This is a genomic window from Pseudofrankia coriaricola (assembly GCF_001854805.1).
Lineage (GTDB): Bacteria > Actinomycetota > Actinomycetes > Frankiales > Frankiaceae > Pseudofrankia.
Window position 1 is genome coordinate 22,605 of the sequence record NZ_MBLO01000228.1, and the last position, 17,517, is coordinate 40,121.

Genomic DNA, 17,517 nt, shown 5'->3' on the forward strand with positions numbered 1-17,517 from the left:
TCGGTGGATGAAGGTGGATGAAGACAGCCAACAACGTCCCGGGCCGCCCGCACGGTCCAGCGGCTCCGCGGGTGCGTCCCGGGCCCCGCGGGGGGCCGCTCCAGGCTGCGTTCAGGCGGGCTGGAGCACAGCCGGTCGGCCGGCGGCCCGGAACAGCGGCCCCCATGGCTCGCACGCCCCCGATGGGGCCCGCTGGCCGTATGCCCGCGGCCGTCGTACCCGAGAACCACCAGCCGTCCTCGCTACAGGCGCCGTCACCACGCGACCACCCCCGGGACACGGAGACGAAAGAAAAAGCCCGGCTCCAGAGGACGTCTCGTCCCTGGAGCCGGGCTTGGACCCGCGTCTTGATTCCTAGTACTTGCTGCCGCCGCCAGGACGGGCGTAGCGGTCCGTGGCCTCAGGGTCGCCGCCGCCGTCGAGATCCCGGTCCATGGCGCCGCCGACAGTCAGGCGGCCGCCGCCACCTCGGGCCTCCGTCGCTATCGACGAGGGCCGAAAGCCGCCCCGCTCGGCGTGGATGACGCCGACGATCCGCTCGGCGAGCGCCGGCCAGTCCCGCGGGACCGACGCGAGCTCGTCGGTACGGGTGACCGGCGAGGTGATGACGACGACGGCGTCGGCCTGCAGCGCCGACGCGGCGGTCATCGGCAGGTCGGTCAGCGGCGGCGTCAGCAGCAGCACCAGGTCCACGACCGGGGCGCGGTCGGCGAGGATGGGCGCGAGCCCGCCCGGCCGGGACGCCCGCGACGGCGAGACGCGGTTGTAGAGGACGTGGCCCCGGCCGCTGCCGGAGGAACGGGCGAGGCAGGTCGGCTCGTGCGCCCACCGGGGCAGTTCCCCGGAGGTCGCCCGCGGCAGCCGCTCCAGCATGGAGCGGACCTCGGAGCTGGGCGAGGCGTCGAGGACGAGCACGACCCCCTGGTCGTCGGACCAGCTGGCCGCGACGCCGGCGACCGTCTCGGCGGTCAGGTCGCCGGGGGTCGCCGGGGTGAGGGCCACGACCTTGACCGTGGGCGAGAGCACCGCCGCCATCGCGGAGACGATCGTGTCGATGCTCGGCGTGACCCCGCCGGAACCGCCGACGATCAGCGGCGCGCCGAGGGAGTCTGCCGCCGCCCGGCCGTCCAGCACGGTGGGCCGGCGCAGGTAGCGGATCCAGATGACGGCGATGGAGACGAAGAGGCCAATCAGTCCGGCGATCAGGACGCTGGTGAACGGCTTGGGCGCGATCTGGCCCGCGTCCTGCGGGTCCTCGGCAAGCTGGACGGATGTCGCGGCGACAGCCTGCGCCACGCTGGCGTCCGCGAGCTTCTGGTTCAGCGCCGAGATCGTCTTCTGGAGAACCTCAGCGTTCGGCGTTGGGGGCATCCCAGGGCGGGTGATCCTGGTGTACTCCGCCTGGGCGTCATCGCGCGCCTTCTGGATCGCGGTCACGGCGGCCTTGTCGCCGCCACCGTAGCTCGACAGCAGGGACTTGTAGACGTCCCTGGTGGTGCTGACCAGCTTGGTGGCCCGGACCTGACTGTCGGCCAGGGCGGTGATCGTGAAGTAGTAGCCGGAGTCGGCGGGGACCGCGGAGACGTGCGCGGCGACGTAGTCGGGGCTCTGGTTCAGCCTTGTCCCGACCTCGATGTCCGCCTGCGTCGACGTGGCCAGCTCCGCCTGCGTCTGCACCACCCGACTGAGGTCGACGGTACCGCCCGACTCGGGCGCGTCGGTGGACAGGAAGATGCGACCGCTCGCCTTATAGGTCGGCGTGACCGCCATGCTGACGATGAGGCCCAGCGCCCCCGCGACGACCACGGCGATCACGATGTGGAACCAGCGGCGCCCGAGGACCCGCAGCAGTGACAACGCCGGCGCGTTGCCGCCGTCACCCGTCTGAGAACCAGCTGAGCTCACCGCTCCGCCTCACTTCCAACTTGACGCGGTCGAGTTCCGCGATCCCGAGGGAGCCACCGAGAGGCTCCGCATTGGCGCGCTCTGGCACCTCACGACGGCAGATACCTCACGGCGGTGGGGTACCTCCACGACGACCAACACCTCACGACAGCAGTTCTCTTGACCTTGAGGCCCGGAATGTGAGCATAGCCCAGCCGGCCGAGGCACAAATCGCCAGGGCGGCAACACCCCGCCAATCCCCGGGAGTTCGCGCGTGGGCGCCGGCCTACTTCAACGTGGCGTGCATCCACTCCTCGACGGACCGTACCTCCGCCTCCCAGTCAGTGCCCGGAGCGAGCTGCCCCATCTCCATGTGGGTGGCCAGGTCCGGGTCCGGCGCGACCAGGACGCGCCGGCTGTGCTCGGGCCGCGCCAGCGCCACGGCGTTGAGCGTGCTGCGCACCCCGGTCAGCGCGACCCGGCGGGCGACCCGCTTCACGGCCGGGTGCTCCTCCGGCTCGTCGAGCGGCTCACCGGCCAGTTCCGACAGTCCGAACGGCCGGTAGCCCTGGTAGGCGAGGCAGGTGGCATGGTCGAAGGCACCGCCGACGAAGGGCGCCGTCCTCAGCAGCCGCTCGTCCGCGACGATCGTGTGCACCCAGGCACCGAAGGTGCTCGTGGAGCTGACAGCCCGATACCAGCGCGCCCGGTCGATCGGAACGGCCTCGTCGTCGCCCTCGGCGCGGTCCAGGGCCGAGATCGTCGGACGACGGCGGGTCGCGCCGGGAGCGAACCGCAGCCGGCTGTAGATCGTGAAGTAGTCGGCCTCCGGCAGCTTGCCCGCGGCGGCCACGACGCCGGCCAGGGCATCGGCGGCGTAGAGGTAGTCGTCCTCGGCGAACCAGACGAGATCGTTCGCGTCCCAGCCGCGAATACGGGGAAGGCGAAGCACGAGCCGGTAGGACGAGCGGTTGCTGCCGCACCTGATCGGCAGCACCTCGCCCGCGCCCGACATCATCGCCAGCCGTTCCGGCGGGATCGGCCCGTCGTTCGCGAACACCACCTGGGTCGGAATATCGACGTTCTCCACCGCGCGCAACAACGAGGCCAACGCGAGAGTCTTGTTGTAAAAACTCGGCCGGTTCTTCGCGTTCTCCGAACCGACCGATCGACAGACGACGTACAGCCGCATGTGGCTCACTCCACGCTCAGGTGCTTCGATGCCGGCGCGCCGCGTCCCGGGCCGGAGCGCTGGTCCCGGTCCCGCTCGCCGCGCCGGTCCCGCCGGTCACTGTGCTCCAGCCGGTCGTCCACCCGGTCCGGCTGGTCTCCCCCGGCCCCGGGGTCGCTGGGCCCTTGTCCCTGCGCGGCCTGGGTCTCGTCCCACGCTTGCTCGGCCTCCTTGGCTGCCCGGCGCAGCAGCCGGAACCAGGCCGGCACCATGACCCAGTTGGCCACGATAAATCCGATCACCGCGCCGGTCCCACCACCGATCAGCGCGCCGATGACCGGGTACAGCAGCAGCTGCGGCGCCATGATGACGTTCAGGCGGAAGGTGTCCCTCGCCCGGCCCAGCGCGATGAGCATGCAGCTCACGCCGACCGTGAACGCGGCACCTGCCTGCTGGATGATCGAAAGCGCAAGCAGGTGGTACGTGCCGGCCCAGGTATCTTCGAGAAGGTACTCACCGAGCGGCTTGCCACCGGCCTCGATCTGGCCGAGGAGCAGGAAGCCGAGGCCCCAGACGATGCCCAAGCCGGCGACGGCCGCGGACAGCAGGTAGGCGGCGCGCACCCGGGCCGCGGCGGTCATGTCCTTGCGCTGGGAGAACTCCGGGATCGCCCAGCTGACGATGCCCACCGCAAAGATCGTCGTCGGGCCGAGGACCGTCTGCACGCCACGCAGCGCGCCCAGCAGCTCGATCGTGCTGATGGCGCCGATCACCAGCAGGGTGGCGTTCAGCGCGCCCTGCACGGTGACGAACTCGGCGGCGAGAAAGCCGTTGATGTCCCGGTGCTCGCGGACCCAGTCCAACGCGCGGCTGGGGGCGGGCCAGAACCCGGCCTGCACCACGCCGATCAGGGCGGCCACGGCCGCGGCCGCGCCCCAGGCGAGCAGCATCGGCGAGGCGAGCGCGACGTGGCGGACCAGGAGCACGGCCACGCCGACGATCTGGACGACGCCCCAGACCCCGTCGTTGGCCGCCGCCGCCGCCGGGCGACCCTGCGCGAAGAACACCTGCCGCCACAGGTCCTGCACGAGCAGGCCCGGCAGCACCACCGCGAGCGTCACGAGCGCCGTCCCGACCGCGCCGCCTATCAGCGCGCCGACCACCGCGCAGCCGAACCCGGCGATCAGACCGAGCACGAGCGCCAAGCCGGTGGCCTTCGCCGCCGCGGCCGAGAACACCGACCGCGGAGCGCCGGAGTACCGGATACCCAACGGCTGACCGCCGGTGGCCTTGGAGAACCCGATGACGACGGAGAACACCGCGAAGGCGGCCGCGAAGGCGCCGAACTCCGACTTGGTGACCTCCCGCGCGACGATGAACATCAGGATCGAGTTGGTGCCACTGGAGATGAGCTGGTCGAGCAGCGTCCACAGCGCCCGGCCGCGGGTGGAGCCCTTGGCCGGAGTGGCCGCGTCGCCGTCGCGCGCCCAGGTCGCGGGTGCGCGACGGCGCGGCTCCTCGACGAGGTCCAGGTCGCGCAGGCCCAGCTCGTCCGCGTCATCCGCCGGCGGGCGGCGGCGGCCGGCCGGGTCGCGGTAGAGAAACTGGGTGCCGTCGACGTCGGCGCCGGGTCGGCCTCGCTCGTGAAGCCGCGCCGTGGCGTCGGAACGGCTGGCCGCGTCCTGCTCCTCCAGCCGGCGGCGCAGCGCGGTGAGGTCGATCGTCTGGGTGAAGCTGTTCATGAAGCTGCTCTGGAAGGGCTGCGGCAGGCCGCGGTCCTCCCGCGAGCGGGCGCGAGGCTGTTCGCCCTCCCGTGCTCTGCCGGAACCTGGCTGGCGGTGAGGCTCCTGACCGTCCCGCGGGCGTCCCACGGCGGGTCCCGGCCGCGGGCGTCCCGCGGCCGGTCCGGCCGCGGCCGGACCGGCCGGTGAGCCGGGCTCCCCCGGGCGCCCCCCCGGCCCCCGCGCGGACCTGGGCACGAACGACTCGGCGGGTGGCGGCGCGGAGGTGGGCGCGCCGCGGCGCGGCGCGGCGCCGTGATCGCCCCCGGGGCGCGGCGCGGCGCCGTGATCGCCCCCGGGGCGCGGCGCGGCGCCGTGATCGCCCCCGGGGCGCGGCGCGGCGCCGTGATCCGCCCCGGGGCGCGGCGCGGCGCCGTGATCCGCCCCGGGGCGCGGGACGCGGGTGCGCTCCGCCCGCGCGTCTGCGCGGGAGATCACCTCGGTCCGCTCAGTGGCGGCCGGTCCGTCTGGACGCGGCCGGCCGGTCCGCTCGCCGCGGTCCGGGCGATCCGCCCGCGCGTCGGGACGGGAAATCACCTCGGTGCGCTCGACGGCGGCCGACCCGTCTGGACGCGCTCGGCCGGTCCGCTCGGCGCCGGCCGGGCGGTCCTGGCGGTCAGGGCGGACGGGACGACGAGGAGGCTCGGGCGGGTCAACCTGGGCAGGGCGGCGCGGCTGGCCTGGTCGGGCCGACCGGTCGGGTCGGCCGGCGCGCGGATCGTCGCCGCGGGCGCGCGGATCGTCGCCGCGGGCTTCGTTCCCGCGGGCAGGCGGCGGCTCCACCGGGCCGCCGGGCGCCGGGGGGCGGTGCCCGGCGTGGCGCCCAGGCCCCGCCGCTCCTGGCGGTTCCACCTCGGGCGTCCAGGGACGGTCCGCGGGAGCGTCCCGCCCAGGGCCGTCCGGCGGGGGGCGCCGGGGCCGCTCCCGGTCGTCCTCGATGTCCAGGTCGGTCATGGGAAGGCACCGCGCACGGCGACAACCGGCCGGAGCGCGGGTGCCTTCGCCTTCGCCGACGCCTGGCCACGGCGGTGGATGCCTTCCCCGGGCCAGCGCCACGGGCCCTCGACGGGCCGCTCCTCGAGGCCGGCGAACACGGCGGCCCGCCTCGTCGTCCTCATCCGCGGCCTACAGGACGACCGGGCGCGGCACGGGGACGATGAACCTGCCGCCGCGCGCCGCGTACTCGGCCTGCTGCGCCATGATCTCGTTCTTCACGTTCCAGGCGAGCAGAAGCAGGTAGTCGGGCTGCCGCTCCTGGAGCGCCTCGGGCGGCAGGATCGGCAGCCGGGCGCCCGGCATGTACTTGCCCTGCTTGTGCACGTTGCGGTCGACCACGAAGTCGATCAGCTCGGTGTTGATGCCGGTCGAGTTGAGCAGCGTGGCGCCCTTCGCGGCGGCGCCGTAGGCCGCGACCGTCCTGCCCTGTGCTTTCAGGTCCGTCAGCAGCGCGCGCAGCTGCGTCTGCAGCTCGTTGACCTCGGCGCCGAAGCTGCCGTAGCGCTCGAACGAGTCGAGCCCGGCGGCCCGCTCGGCGGCGAGCACCCGCCCGGCCGACTCATCCGGGGTGACGGCGCCCGCGTGGGCCATCCGCCAGCGAAGCGTCCCGCCGTGCAGTTCGGGGAACTCGGTGACCCCGACGAGCTCGAGGCCGTGGCGGCGCATCAGCGCCTCGACCGCGATCGTCGAGAAGTAGCAGAAGTGCTCGTGGTAAACGGTGTCGAACTCGGTGTGCGCAAGCAACGCGCCCACACCCGGGTTCTCCACGCTGACGACGCCGTCATCCTTGAGCAGGATCGAGAATCCCTCGACGAAGCTGTTCAGGTCCGGCACATGCGCCATCACGTTGTTCGCGATGATCACGTCGGCGCGCAGGCCCTCGTCGACGAGGCGCTGGGCGAGCTCGGCGCCGAAGAACTCCTCACGCGTCGGCACGCCGATCTCCCGGGCCGCCGACGCCGGGCCCGGTGTCGGCTCGATGCCGAGCACCGGGATTCCACGCTCGACGAACGCCTTGAGCAGGTAGCCGTCGTTGCTCGCCACCTCGACCACCAGGCTGGTGGGGCCGAGGTTACGGCTCTCGATCAGGTCGATGACCTGCTTCTCGGCGTGCCGGACCAGCATGTCGGAGAACGACGAGAAGTACGGGTAGTCCTCGTCGAAGATCTGGTCGGCCGGCAGCACATGCGTGAGCTGGACAAGCGCGCAGCTCTCGCAGAAGCCGACCTCGAGCGGGAAGCTCGGGTCGACGGCGTCCAGCGCGTCCGCGCGGACCAGCCGATTGGCGATCGGCGTCGCGCCCAGCGACAGAAACGGCCTCGGCCGTTCGCCCCCGCACGACCGGCACGTCGTCACCTCGGTGGCCGCGGCCGCTTCCCCTGCCATGCGTTCCCCTGCCCTGTGAATCCGGCCCGGTGGTCGGGCCGGACATATGGTCTCGCCGCTCGTCGTCCTACGGCTCGGCGCCAGCCGAAGCTGGTGTGAGCCTCATGGTCCCCATGCCCGGCGGGAGGGGCGACGCACCTGCCAGATATCCGACCAGACAGATGTGACGATCCCGCTAACTGACGGGCACAGACAGCCGGCCGCGCAGGCCAGCCAGGCGTATGGCCTGGACCCTCTCGCGCCGTCATGGTATCGCCCGCCTCGCGCTGGCCTGGGAAGGCACATGCCTGGGCACGCGGTCGGATCGCCCGGGGCGAGCCGTGGCGGAGCACCTATGCCTGGCCGGCACCCACCCCCGGCCGGGAGGCCCCGTCGGTCAGCAAAGGCCAGGAGCGGTCCTTGTCCGAGATCACGGTTACGGGCAGCGGCCAGGCGATGCCGAGCACGGGATCGTCGTGTCGCAGCCCCCGGTCGTGCCCCGGTTGGAAGGGCACGTTCATCTGGTACGTGGCCTCGGTGTCGTCCGTCAAGGTCTGGTAGCCATGCGCGAGGCCCGCGTCGATGAAAAGCGCGCGCCGGTTGTCCGCCGTCAGCTCGACGGCGACATGACGCAGCCAGGTCGGCGAGCCGGGCCGAGTGTCGACGATCACATCGAGCAGCGCCCCCCTGGTCACCCGGACGAGCTTCGTCTCGCGCACCGGCTCGCCCGCCCAGTGCATGCCGCGGACCGTCCCGGCGCGCCGGTTGTAGGCGACGCTGCACTGGGCGACGTCGACCGCGAGCCCGGCGGCGGCGAACTCATCCCGGCAGAACGTCCGGGCGAACAGGCCACGTTCGTCGGTGAACGCCTCGACGTCGACGAGGAACACCCCGTCGATCTCGGTCGGCGTGATGATCACGAGAAACCCCCTGTGTTGCTGGTTCGCCCCGTCCGGGCGGCGCGCTCCGGCCCGGAGTTGGATCCGGGGCAGGACAGAGACCCGGACGGGGTCGGGCGGGAAGGTTGTTGCTGGTTCGCTCCGTCCGGGCGCGGCGCTCCGGCGCCGTCCTCGCCTGGCGGCTCGGACGACACCTCCACGCCGCGTCCTCCTCCGCTCACGGGCGCTCCGGCGACCTCGCTGCGGCCCGGCCATGTTCGCTTCGCTCCATGGCCGGGCCTCCGCGAGGCGCGCCTCCGCGCCAGCACGGTCACCTTCCGCTGGACCGTTCCGGAACCCCATTCGGGCTGGTGCCGAGGGCACGTCGCTGCGCTCGCGCAGGCGGGGTTCACATCCGGCCAACGGCCAAAACCGGACTGGTGACGATCCAGCGCAACGTCACCGGGCTGGCCCGGAGGCGCACCTCGCGGAGGCCCGGCCCACGAGCGAAGCGACGTGGACCGGGCCGCAGCGAGGTCGCCGCAGGGCACGTTCGCGGAGGAGGACACGGCGCGGAGGTCCCTTGGGAGCGAAGCGAGTAAGGGGCCGTAGCGCCGTGTCCGCACGGAGCGAACCAGAGACTCAGTATGTCCAGAAGAGGTCGGCGTCGAGCTGCTTCGTGGCGATGAGGTACTGCAGCTGCTTGAGCCGGGTGTGGCCGCGGCCGGTGAACGTCGCTTCGTCGAGGTCGATCCTCGAGAACACGTCGTACAGCTGCTGGGCACCGCGCAGCGCGTTCCAGTCGCACGAGAAGCCGGGCAGCTGGGCGTGGATCTTGTCGAAGTTCACCCGGTAGCTGCGGTTGTCCCCACCGCTGTCACCGAAGCTGAGCTTGCAGCCGGTGAACACCGTCGCGACGGCGTCGGCGATCTCCCTGACCTGGTAGTTCTGCGAGCTGTCACCGACATTGAAGATCTCGTTGTGCACGGCGTCACGCGGGGCGTCCAGCACGCACCTGATCGCCTTGGCGATGTCCAGGCCGTGAACCAGCGGCCGCCACGGGGTGCCGTCGGAGGTCATCGCGATCTCGCCGGTGGTCCAGGCGACACCGGAGAGGTTGTTCAGCACGATGTCGAATCGCATCCGCGGCGACGCTCCGTAGGCGGTCGCGTTGCGCAGGAAGGTCGGCGAGAAGGTGTCGTCCGCCAGGGGCGTGACGTCGCGCTCGACCAGCACCTTGCACTCGGCGTACGGCGTCTGCGGGTTCACCTCGGACTTCTCAGTGACATCCTGGCCGGTGGCCACGCCGTAGACGCTGCAGGAGGACATGTACACGAAGCGCTCGACGCCGGCCTGCTTGGCCAGGGTCGCCAGGTGCACCGAGCCCTGGTGGTTCACCTTGTAGGTGACGTCGGGCGCCAGCGCGCCGAGCGGGTCGTTGGACAGCTCGGCCATGTGCACGACCGCGTCCACCCCGGCGAAGTCCTCGACGGTAAGGCTGCGCAGGTCCTTGTCCAGGGTGAGCGCGGTCCGGTCGGTACCACGGTAGAGCCAGCCGTACTTGTAGTAACCGGTGTCGACACCGATGACGTCGTGGCCGGCGCGAAGCAACTCGGGCGCCAGCAGGTTGCCGAGGTATCCCTCCGTGCCCGTGACGAGCACCTTCATGCGCGAGTCCTCCCGCTACTCCAGGGCGCCGCGGCTCGTGGCCCGCCAGCCGCGCGGCCGGGTGACCACGGCCCTCTGGTCCGCTGTTCCACATCGACCGGATGTCCGGACACGCGCCATCGCGGTTATGCGCCGCCGGCTCAGGGCAGGGCCGATGCTCAGCTCAGAACCGTACCGACCGCCGGCACTGCCACCGCGACCGCCGCCCCAGAAGCGGAGCGCGGGTCGCGAGGCCATCACGCTGCGCGGCACCGACAGCCGCCTGCGTTCCCGCGCCCCTCGGTTGTCACGGTGACACTCGCGGCGGCACTTCCAGGGGAGGCCCAGGCCGCGGACACCCCATGGACCACGGAGCCCAACCGAGCGGGTTCGCGACGGGCTGGTCCGCGAGGGGGCCGCCGGAGAACCCGACGGCCTACCCGGTTCCCCGGCGCCGGGGAACCGGTCCTAGGAGAACCGGACCACGCGCCACTCGCGGCGGCCGCGGCGGACAAGGACCACCGAACCCTGCAGCAGGTCGGTTGTGACAAGCGCCGCCGCGGTGTCGGTCACCTTGGTGCCGTTGACGAGGACGGCGCCGTTGCCCACGTGCTCGCGGGCGTCCCGCTTGCTGCTCGCGAGCCCGACGGCGATCAGCAGGTCGACGACCGGCCAGCCGTCACCCTCGAGCCTGGAAGCCGGCTCGGTGACGCTCGGCACGTCGGCGAACACGTCACCCAGCATCTCCGCGCCGATGGCGCGCACATCGCCCCGGAACAGGGCCTCCGAGGCCGCCTCGGCCGCTTCCATCGCCGCCTCGCCATGCACCAGCGTCGTCATCTCGCGGGCCAGGTGACGCTGCAGCGCCCGGCGCGCGGGGGTCTCCGCGTGCTGGGCGAGCAGCTTCTCCAACGGCTCCCGCCCGGTGAGCGAGAAGAACAGCGCGAACCGGCGGGCCTCTTCGTCCGAGAGATTGACCACAAACTGGTAGAACGTGTACGGCGAGGTGCGGTCGCCAGAGATCCAGACCGAGCCCTTCTCGGACTTACCGAACTTGGTGCCGTCGGAACGCAGCAGCAGCGGGCAGGTGATCCCGTACACCGGGGTGCGCAGCACCCGGCGCACGTAGTCGATGCCGGCCACGATGTTGCCCCACTGGTCGGACGCGCCCATCTGCAGCGTGACCCCGTGGTCCTCGCACAGCCGGCGGAAGTCGTACGCCTGTAGCAGCGCGTAACTGAACTCGGTGTAGGACAGACCGACGTTCGGGTCGTCCAGCCGGCGGCGGACCGTGTCCCGCCTGGTCATCTCGCCGACCGGGAAGTGCTTGCCGACGTCCCGCAGAAACTCGACCATGCCGAGCCGGCCGAGCCAGGACGCGTTGTCGAGGAACAGCGGCATCTGCTCCGGCTCGAGGGCTCGCGCGAAGATCCCGCGCATCAGCTCCTGATGGCGCGCCACGTTCGCGGCGACGTCCTCGGGCGACAGCAGTGTGCGTTCGACGGATTTCCCGGACGGGTCACCGATGAGGCCGGTACCGCCGCCGAACAGCACCACAGGCGCGACACCGGCCCGCGCGGCCCGGATCAGCAGGGTCATCGGCAACAGGTTGCCGATCGTCAGCGATGGCGCCGTCGGGTCGAAGCCGATGTAGACGCGTCGCGCACCACCGTCGAGATGTTCCCGCAGCTCAGCGGGATCGGTGCTGTCGTGGATCAGCCCACGCCAGGACAGCTCCTCCAGTAGTGATCCTGGGGACGACGGCCGCCGGGCGTGCGAAGAAAGAGCATTTTCGCACGCCCTTTGGCCATCCAGCGCGCTCGTCATTCCCCCATGCTACTGAGCCGCCACCGGCAAGATCGTCGCATCAGGGCCAGGCGGGCCCGCCGGGCGGGACCGGGGCCCCGCGACGGCGCAACGCCGTTCTGGCCACGAAGGCGGCGAGGCCGGCCGCGATGCCGGCGAGCACCGCGGCGGCGAGGCCGCCCACCCAGGCCAGGGCACCGGGACCCGTCTCCTCGCCCGCCGCGGCCACGCCCGGGGGAACGCTGGCCGGAGCGCCAGGGGCCGGCGGTGTGGGCTCGGCGGCGCCGGTTCGGCCTTCGCCGGCCGTGCCAGCGCTCAGCAGAGCGTCCTCGTCGGTATTCAGGGAGTCAGGCTCAAGCGGGGTCGGCGTGACCAGCAGTGGGTTGGTGGCGACCGGTACCGGCACCGTGCGCAGCGCGGCCACCGGGTCGACGACGCCGTACCCGAACCACTCGTCGCGCCCCGACGGCCCGTTGTCGTCCGCGGTCCTGACCAGCAGGTCGATCACGCTCGGCGCGCCCAGCTCCGGATGCTCGGCCCTGACCAGCGCGACCACCCCGGCGACGATCGCGGTCGAGTTGCTGGTCCCGTCGGCGGTCTGGGCGCCGGTCGGGGACAGCGCCACCGGGACAGGGGCGCGGATGCTGGGCGCCGGCGCCGCGAGCACCGCCAGCGGGCCGCTCGCGGAGCCGTCCCAGAAGTCGCCGCGGGGGTTCGAGCCGGTCACCGCGATGACGCCAGGGATGTTCGCCGGTGAGTTGATGGCGTGGTCGGCCGGATCGTGGTCATCGGAGTCGACGTTGCCCGCCGCGGCGACCACGACGACGTCGCGCGCGAGGGCGTAGCGCACGGCCGCCCGCTCGCCCGGGTCGGCGGGGCCGGAGGAACCGAGCGAGAGGCTGATCACCTTGGCACCCCGGTCCGTCGCCAGCCGGATCGACTCGGCCACCTCGTCGGAGTCGGTCTCGCGGCCGGTGGAGATCGAGAGGATCTTCGCGCCGGGCGCCACGCCGGCGAACCCGGTCGGCTGGCCGTCCGGCCCGACGGAGCGGGCGGCGACGATGCCGGCCATCGAGGTGCCGTGACCGTCCGGGTCGTCGTCGCGCAGCCCGTCCGGCGCCGCGTCGTCACCGATGCCGGCGCCTGGCAGGAGCTGACCGACGAGCGCAGGCACGGTCGGGTCGACGCCGCCGTCGATGATGGCCACCACGACGCCGGCACCGGTTGAGATCTCGTGCGCCTCGTCGAGCCGAAGCGTGGTCACGTACCACGGGCCGGCCCCCCGCTGCGAGGCCAGCGCGGCCCCGCCGAGCCCCGGGGCCAGCAACAGCATCCCGCCGGCCAGCGCCGTCGCCAGCAGCCCCGGCAGGACACCCCGCCGGGACCGGCCGCCGAGGGAGGGCCCGGGTGACGCGGAGAGAGGTACGTGGGCCGGAGGCCGGCCGGGAAGGCGGACGGGCGCGGGTGACACGGGCGCGCCCCCTTCAGCGAGCGGCGACGGCGCACCGCGAACCGCGGACACCTCCTGGTTTCCGGCAGTTTTCCACAACGAGGGCACTCAGGAGACGACCGGTCTCGAACGTGACATCCCGCCCGGGCTAAGGACCGTCGGAGCCTCGCCACCAGAGCTCGCGCGGACACCCCGGAGCAGGGTCCCTGCCGGAGGTCCGCGATCTGGGAGGTAAGACTCAGCGCCCGATGGCCGTGCCGTGGTGGGGCGCTCCGCGGCCCTCGGCCCTAGGCCGTGTCTGACGGCCTCCGGCCACGCGAGGCTCCGCCATCATCGCGTGGCCTTTGGCCTAGGGCTTCGGCGGGCCGACCAGCAGGCCCTTGATGTACGCCGCGTGCTCCTGCGCGGTCGTGGTGCGGCCGCGGGCACGGGACAACATTGTCCGGCCGGCGTAACCCGCGACCAACAGGGAACGCATCGCGTTCACCCGGCCCGGCGCGTTGTGCTTGCGCATGTAGCGGATCATCGACGCGCCGCGCATCTGCAGCATCCAGGTCTTGGCCGCGCCGGACCCACCGGCCCCGTGCTGTACCAGCAGGTCGGTGCGCAGCTTCTGGTGCAGCCCCGCCTCCCGGATCGCCCGGCCGAGCGCCATGTCCTCGTTGTAGACGTAGAACGTCTCGTCGAAGGCTCCGAGGTCGAGGAAAGTCTGCCGGCGCACGGCCATGCAGGCTCCGGTCAGCCAGTCCGGCTCCATCGCCTTGCCGGGGACGGGCCTGGCGAACAGCGCGGACGACGGCGCGATCTTGTGAGCGCCGAGGACGTGCATCAGCACCCGCCGCGGGGTGGGCTCCCAGCCGCCGTTGCCCAGCTCCGGCTTGCCGTCGTGCCCCTTCATCGTCGCCGCGCTGGTGACCAGGGAGGGATCCTCACGCAGGTCACCCACCAGCGCCTCGATGATCTCGACGGTCGGCCGGCTGTCGGGGTTGCCAAGAATGACGTACTCGTAGGTCGACGACCTGATGCCCATGTTGGCGGCCTTGGCGAAACCCTTGCCGCCGCCGGAATCGAGGTAGCGGCCATTCGGCCGGCCCGCCACCAGCTCGTGGACCCGGTCGGCGCCCTTGGCGTTGTCGATGATGACGACCGGCATGTCCAGGGGGAGGCCGGCGAGCATCTGCTCGAGCTGCCCACGACTGTGGAAGCTGACGATGACGACCTCGTACGCCCACCGTGGATCGGCCACGGGCTCAGTCTGCCAGGCCACCTTGGCGAACCCGTCGACGGCCGGGCCGTGCTCGCCCACAGCCGCCGGGCGGTCGCTGACCCATGACGGCCGCAGGCCCGGCTCGTCGCCCGTCGTCTCCTGGTGCCTCGGCGCCGCCGGCCTGGCCCCGGCGGCCTCGGCGCCGTGATCCCCCGCGGTGGTCCACTGGTCGGTCACCGTCACAACTCCCCTAGTGCGCCTTCTGGCCGCCTGTCCCGCCACCGGCCTACTGCGCCGGCCCGTAGGTCCGCGCCTGTCCCTGAGACTGCGTGGAACCAAAACCATCCCCATATTCGCCTTGCTCGAACGCCTTGGGGTCGTAGATCCGGCCGGACCCGAAGCCCGGCGGCATGAGGATCGGACCCGTTGCCGCCGCCTCGGGGCCGATGACCGGCTCACCAGCGTCGAGGGCGCCTCGCGCGGCGGGCGCGCCGCCGCCACCCGGTGCGGGCTGTTCGCCCGGCGCGGTCGGGGCCGGTGTCGCCGCCGATGCCAGTCGCTCCGGCTTCGGCCAGACGGCCGGCCGGTCGTGCGCGAGGAAGCGGCGCACCCCACCCAGCGCCACCGCCTGCAGGAAGAACACCTGCGCGGCCAGCCTCGTCGGGCCCGGTGGCGTCCTGCCCACCGCGAGCGCCCCGGCGCTGCCCGCGCCGACGAGGTTGCCGGCGAGGAAAATCCGCGCGGCCCAGCTGTGCCGCGCCGCCGGAACGCTCATCGCGACCAGCGCGACGTGCGCCATCGGGCCGAACGACGAGCGCACCACCCGGTGCCCCCACAGCTGCGGGGTGACCAGCAGCGCTCCCGGCGCCATGGTCGCGCGGCGCCGCCACATCATGTCGAGGTTGCCGGCGACGATCCGCGTCCGTCGCTCCCACTCCTCGGTGTACGTCGGGCTCGACGTCTCGACCGAGTAGGCCTCGGGCTCGTAGACCACCCGCAGACCGCTCTCGAGGACGTCCAGGGCAAGCCAGGCGTCGTCGACCGCGGTGTCCCCGGGCAGCTGGCGAAACGCCTCCCGGCGGAACGCCAGGAACTCACCGACGACCCCGATCGTCGCGCCCGTCGCCGACTCGCAGCGCTTGAGCCAGGACTCGAACTTCCAGTAGAAGCCCTGCGCTCCCTGCGGGTCGTCGACCTGCTTCTCGCCGGCGACGGCGCCCACGGTCGGGTCGCCGAAGTGCCGCATCGCGGCGCGCATCGCTCCGGGCGCGAGCGACGCGTTGGCGTCGGTGAGCAGGACGATGTCGTTGGTGGCCGCCGAGACACCACGGTTGACGGCGCGTGCCTTGCCCAGCCGCTCGCCGGAGGAGAGGACCCGCACTCCGGCGCGGCGCGCGGCGGTCGCGGTGTCCTCGTCGTCGGCGACTACGATGATCTCCATCGGGCCCGGGTAGTCGGCGGCCAGCAGCTCGTCGAGCTTGGTACCGATGACCGCGGCCTCTCGGTAGGCCGCGACGACGACACTCACCGATGGCCATTCGTCCGGGTCCGTCGGCGTCACCGGGGTGAGGCCCCGGCTCTTCAGCCCGATGTAAACCGGATACAGAACGTGACCATAGAGGGTCGCCGCCCCGAGAAGGGCGACGGTGGCGCCACGGCCGAGGGCCCGCACTCCTGCCATGACAAGTAACCGTAGCTGCCTTGGGTCACCAGGGATCGATGGGGGCGCCGCGCGTCGCGCCGCATACGGACGGATGTGTCTCCGGACACTCACGAAGGTCACCACGGCCCGCCAACCGCCTGCGTCGCCACTCGGCGAACCGCCAGATCGCGACACTTCGCCCAGCTCGCCCGCACCTAACCTACAAGCGGCCAGCCACAGCACTCCCAAAAGACAACAGACCGAGGAGGATGGGGCTGGCGGGTACTACCGGCCCGCGGGCTACAGTGAGCGCCGTGAGCGACGCCGAACGCTGGATCGTGGTCGTCGAGGAGCCGTTCCTGCCGGCCGACGCGGGCGGGCGCGTCGAGACCTTCGGCTTTCTGACGGCGGCTTCGAACGCCGGTATCCGCATGCAGCTGCTGGTTCCGACCCGCGACGAGCTCGATGTCGAGGCCTACGAGGCCGCCGTCCCCGGAGCCGCCGTAATCCGGCTGCCGCGGGACCCGAGCCCGTTGGCACACCTGCGCGCGCAGCCATACATGTACGCCTCCCGGCCGGTCGGCCCGCTGCGCCGGGCGCTCCAGGCCACCCCGCCCCGAGCGGAAGCTGTGATCAGCTACAGCTACCGAGGGTCACACCTCGGCGAGGAGATCGCTCGGATCTGGCGCCTCCCGCATCTCGTGCGGGCGCACAACATCGAGTCGGAGTTCTTCAAGGCCCTGGCGCGCAGTTCGTCCGGCCCGCGCGCCGCCGCCTACGAGATGGAGTACCGCAAGCTCCAGCTGGCCGAGCGGACGCTGTACCACTCGCCACTGGTGACGGCGATCGGCGACATCTCGATCGAGGACCACCTGTGGCGCAGCGAGCGGGCCAGCGTGGCGACATTCCACCTGCCGCCGTTCCTGCCGCTCGACGTACTGGCCCCGGGCGGCGTTTCCGCCGCCGCCGGCGCGGACGTGCCCCGACGGGCGCCCGCGACGCTGGTGTTCGTCGGCTCGCTCGACACACCACCGAACATCGAGGCATTGCACTGGTTCGTCGACAGCTGCTGGGCCGCCATTCGGGCGCGCTACCCGGAGGCGGTGTTCCAGGTGGTGGGCCGCCGGCCGGAGCCGGGGCTCGCCGACTGGCTGGGCGGGATCACCGGCGTCGAGCTGTACACCGACGTCCCGAGCACCGACGAGTACGTGTCGGCGGCGACGGTGTCCGTGAATCCGATGCGGTCCGGTTCCGGGGTGAACATCAAGGCCGTCGCGGCGATGGCTCTCGGCACGCCGGTGGTGAGCACCCGCACGGGCAGCCGGGGACTGAACTGGGAGGCCGGCACCCACCTGTCCGTCGCGGACGAGCCGGCGTCGTTCGTCGACGCGGTCTGTGGCCTGCTGGCCGACCCTGGGCGGGCGCAGCTGCTCGGCCGGTCCGGCCGCGCGTACGTCCTGCGCAACCTGGGCCACGAGGCCCTGCTGCAGCTCATGCGCGACCAACTGCCGCCGGTCACCACAGCTGCCAACTGAGCCGCACCCACCCGACCACAGCCAGTGACGGCGCCTCTAGCACACCACCAAACCCGCAACACATACACGACCAACCTGCCGACATCGCCGCGGCACCGGCCACCACAACTACCAGCTAAGCCGCACCCACCCGACCACAGCCAGTGACGGCGCCT

At 72.3% G+C, this 17,517-nt stretch carries 12 protein-coding genes; 1 reads left to right on the forward strand and 11 read right to left on the reverse strand.

The window, feature by feature from the left end; translation table 11 throughout:
- Window positions 1–354: 354 nt before the first annotated feature.
- From BCD48_RS28535 to BCD48_RS28580, 11 genes are all read right to left on the reverse strand, one after another.
- Window positions 355–1,905 (reverse strand): Wzz/FepE/Etk N-terminal domain-containing protein, encoded by a 1,551-nt coding sequence (locus BCD48_RS28535; protein ID WP_071051486.1) that lies wholly within the window; start codon window positions 1,903–1,905, stop codon window positions 355–357.
- A 265-nt stretch (window positions 1,906–2,170) separates the two neighbouring features.
- Entirely contained in the window at window positions 2,171–3,076 is a 906-nt protein-coding gene (locus BCD48_RS28540) for a hypothetical protein (protein ID WP_071051487.1), read from the reverse strand.
- A 5-nt stretch (window positions 3,077–3,081) separates the two neighbouring features.
- Window positions 3,082–4,797, reverse strand: coding sequence for an MATE family efflux transporter (locus tag BCD48_RS28545; RefSeq protein ID WP_071051488.1), 1,716 nt, complete (start codon window positions 4,795–4,797; stop codon window positions 3,082–3,084).
- 989 nt (window positions 4,798–5,786) lie between these two features.
- Window positions 5,787–5,954: a hypothetical protein gene (locus BCD48_RS51605; protein ID WP_157910578.1), complete on the reverse strand. Its 168-nt coding sequence runs from the start codon at window positions 5,952–5,954 to the stop codon at window positions 5,787–5,789.
- A 7-nt stretch (window positions 5,955–5,961) separates the two neighbouring features.
- Entirely contained in the window at window positions 5,962–7,218 is a 1,257-nt protein-coding gene (locus BCD48_RS28550) for a class I SAM-dependent methyltransferase (protein ID WP_071051489.1), read from the reverse strand.
- Between the two features lie 332 nt (window positions 7,219–7,550).
- Window positions 7,551–8,117, reverse strand: coding sequence for a dTDP-4-dehydrorhamnose 3,5-epimerase family protein (locus BCD48_RS28555; RefSeq protein WP_071051490.1), 567 nt, complete (start codon window positions 8,115–8,117; stop codon window positions 7,551–7,553).
- Window positions 8,118–8,717: 600 nt separating this feature from the next.
- On the reverse strand, window positions 8,718–9,743 hold the full coding sequence (locus BCD48_RS28560; RefSeq protein ID WP_071051491.1) for an NAD-dependent epimerase/dehydratase family protein: 1,026 nt from the start codon (window positions 9,741–9,743) through the stop codon (window positions 8,718–8,720).
- Window positions 9,744–10,190: 447 nt separating this feature from the next.
- Window positions 10,191–11,549, reverse strand: coding sequence for a tyrosine--tRNA ligase (tyrS, locus tag BCD48_RS28565; protein WP_241842050.1), 1,359 nt, complete (start codon window positions 11,547–11,549; stop codon window positions 10,191–10,193).
- Window positions 11,550–11,589: 40 nt separating this feature from the next.
- Window positions 11,590–12,999 (reverse strand): S8 family serine peptidase, encoded by a 1,410-nt coding sequence (locus BCD48_RS28570; RefSeq protein ID WP_071051492.1) that lies wholly within the window; start codon window positions 12,997–12,999, stop codon window positions 11,590–11,592.
- A 328-nt stretch (window positions 13,000–13,327) separates the two neighbouring features.
- Complete coding sequence (locus tag BCD48_RS28575) at window positions 13,328–14,245, reverse strand: glycosyltransferase family 2 protein (RefSeq protein ID WP_198543432.1); 918 nt, start codon at window positions 14,243–14,245, stop codon at window positions 13,328–13,330.
- 226 nt (window positions 14,246–14,471) lie between these two features.
- Window positions 14,472–15,866 carry a glycosyltransferase family 2 protein gene (locus tag BCD48_RS28580; RefSeq protein ID WP_071051493.1) on the reverse strand — a complete coding sequence of 465 codons (1,395 nt, stop codon included), beginning with the start codon at window positions 15,864–15,866 and terminating at the stop codon, window positions 14,472–14,474.
- Window positions 15,867–16,141: 275 nt separating this feature from the next.
- On the opposite strand from BCD48_RS28580, the gene BCD48_RS28585 reads away from it, so the two are divergent.
- The gene (locus BCD48_RS28585; RefSeq protein ID WP_071051494.1) at window positions 16,142–17,362 is read left to right on the forward strand and encodes a glycosyltransferase; all 1,221 of its coding nucleotides are present in this window, start codon (window positions 16,142–16,144) and stop codon (window positions 17,360–17,362) included.
- The last annotated feature ends 155 nt before the right edge of the window (window positions 17,363–17,517 follow it).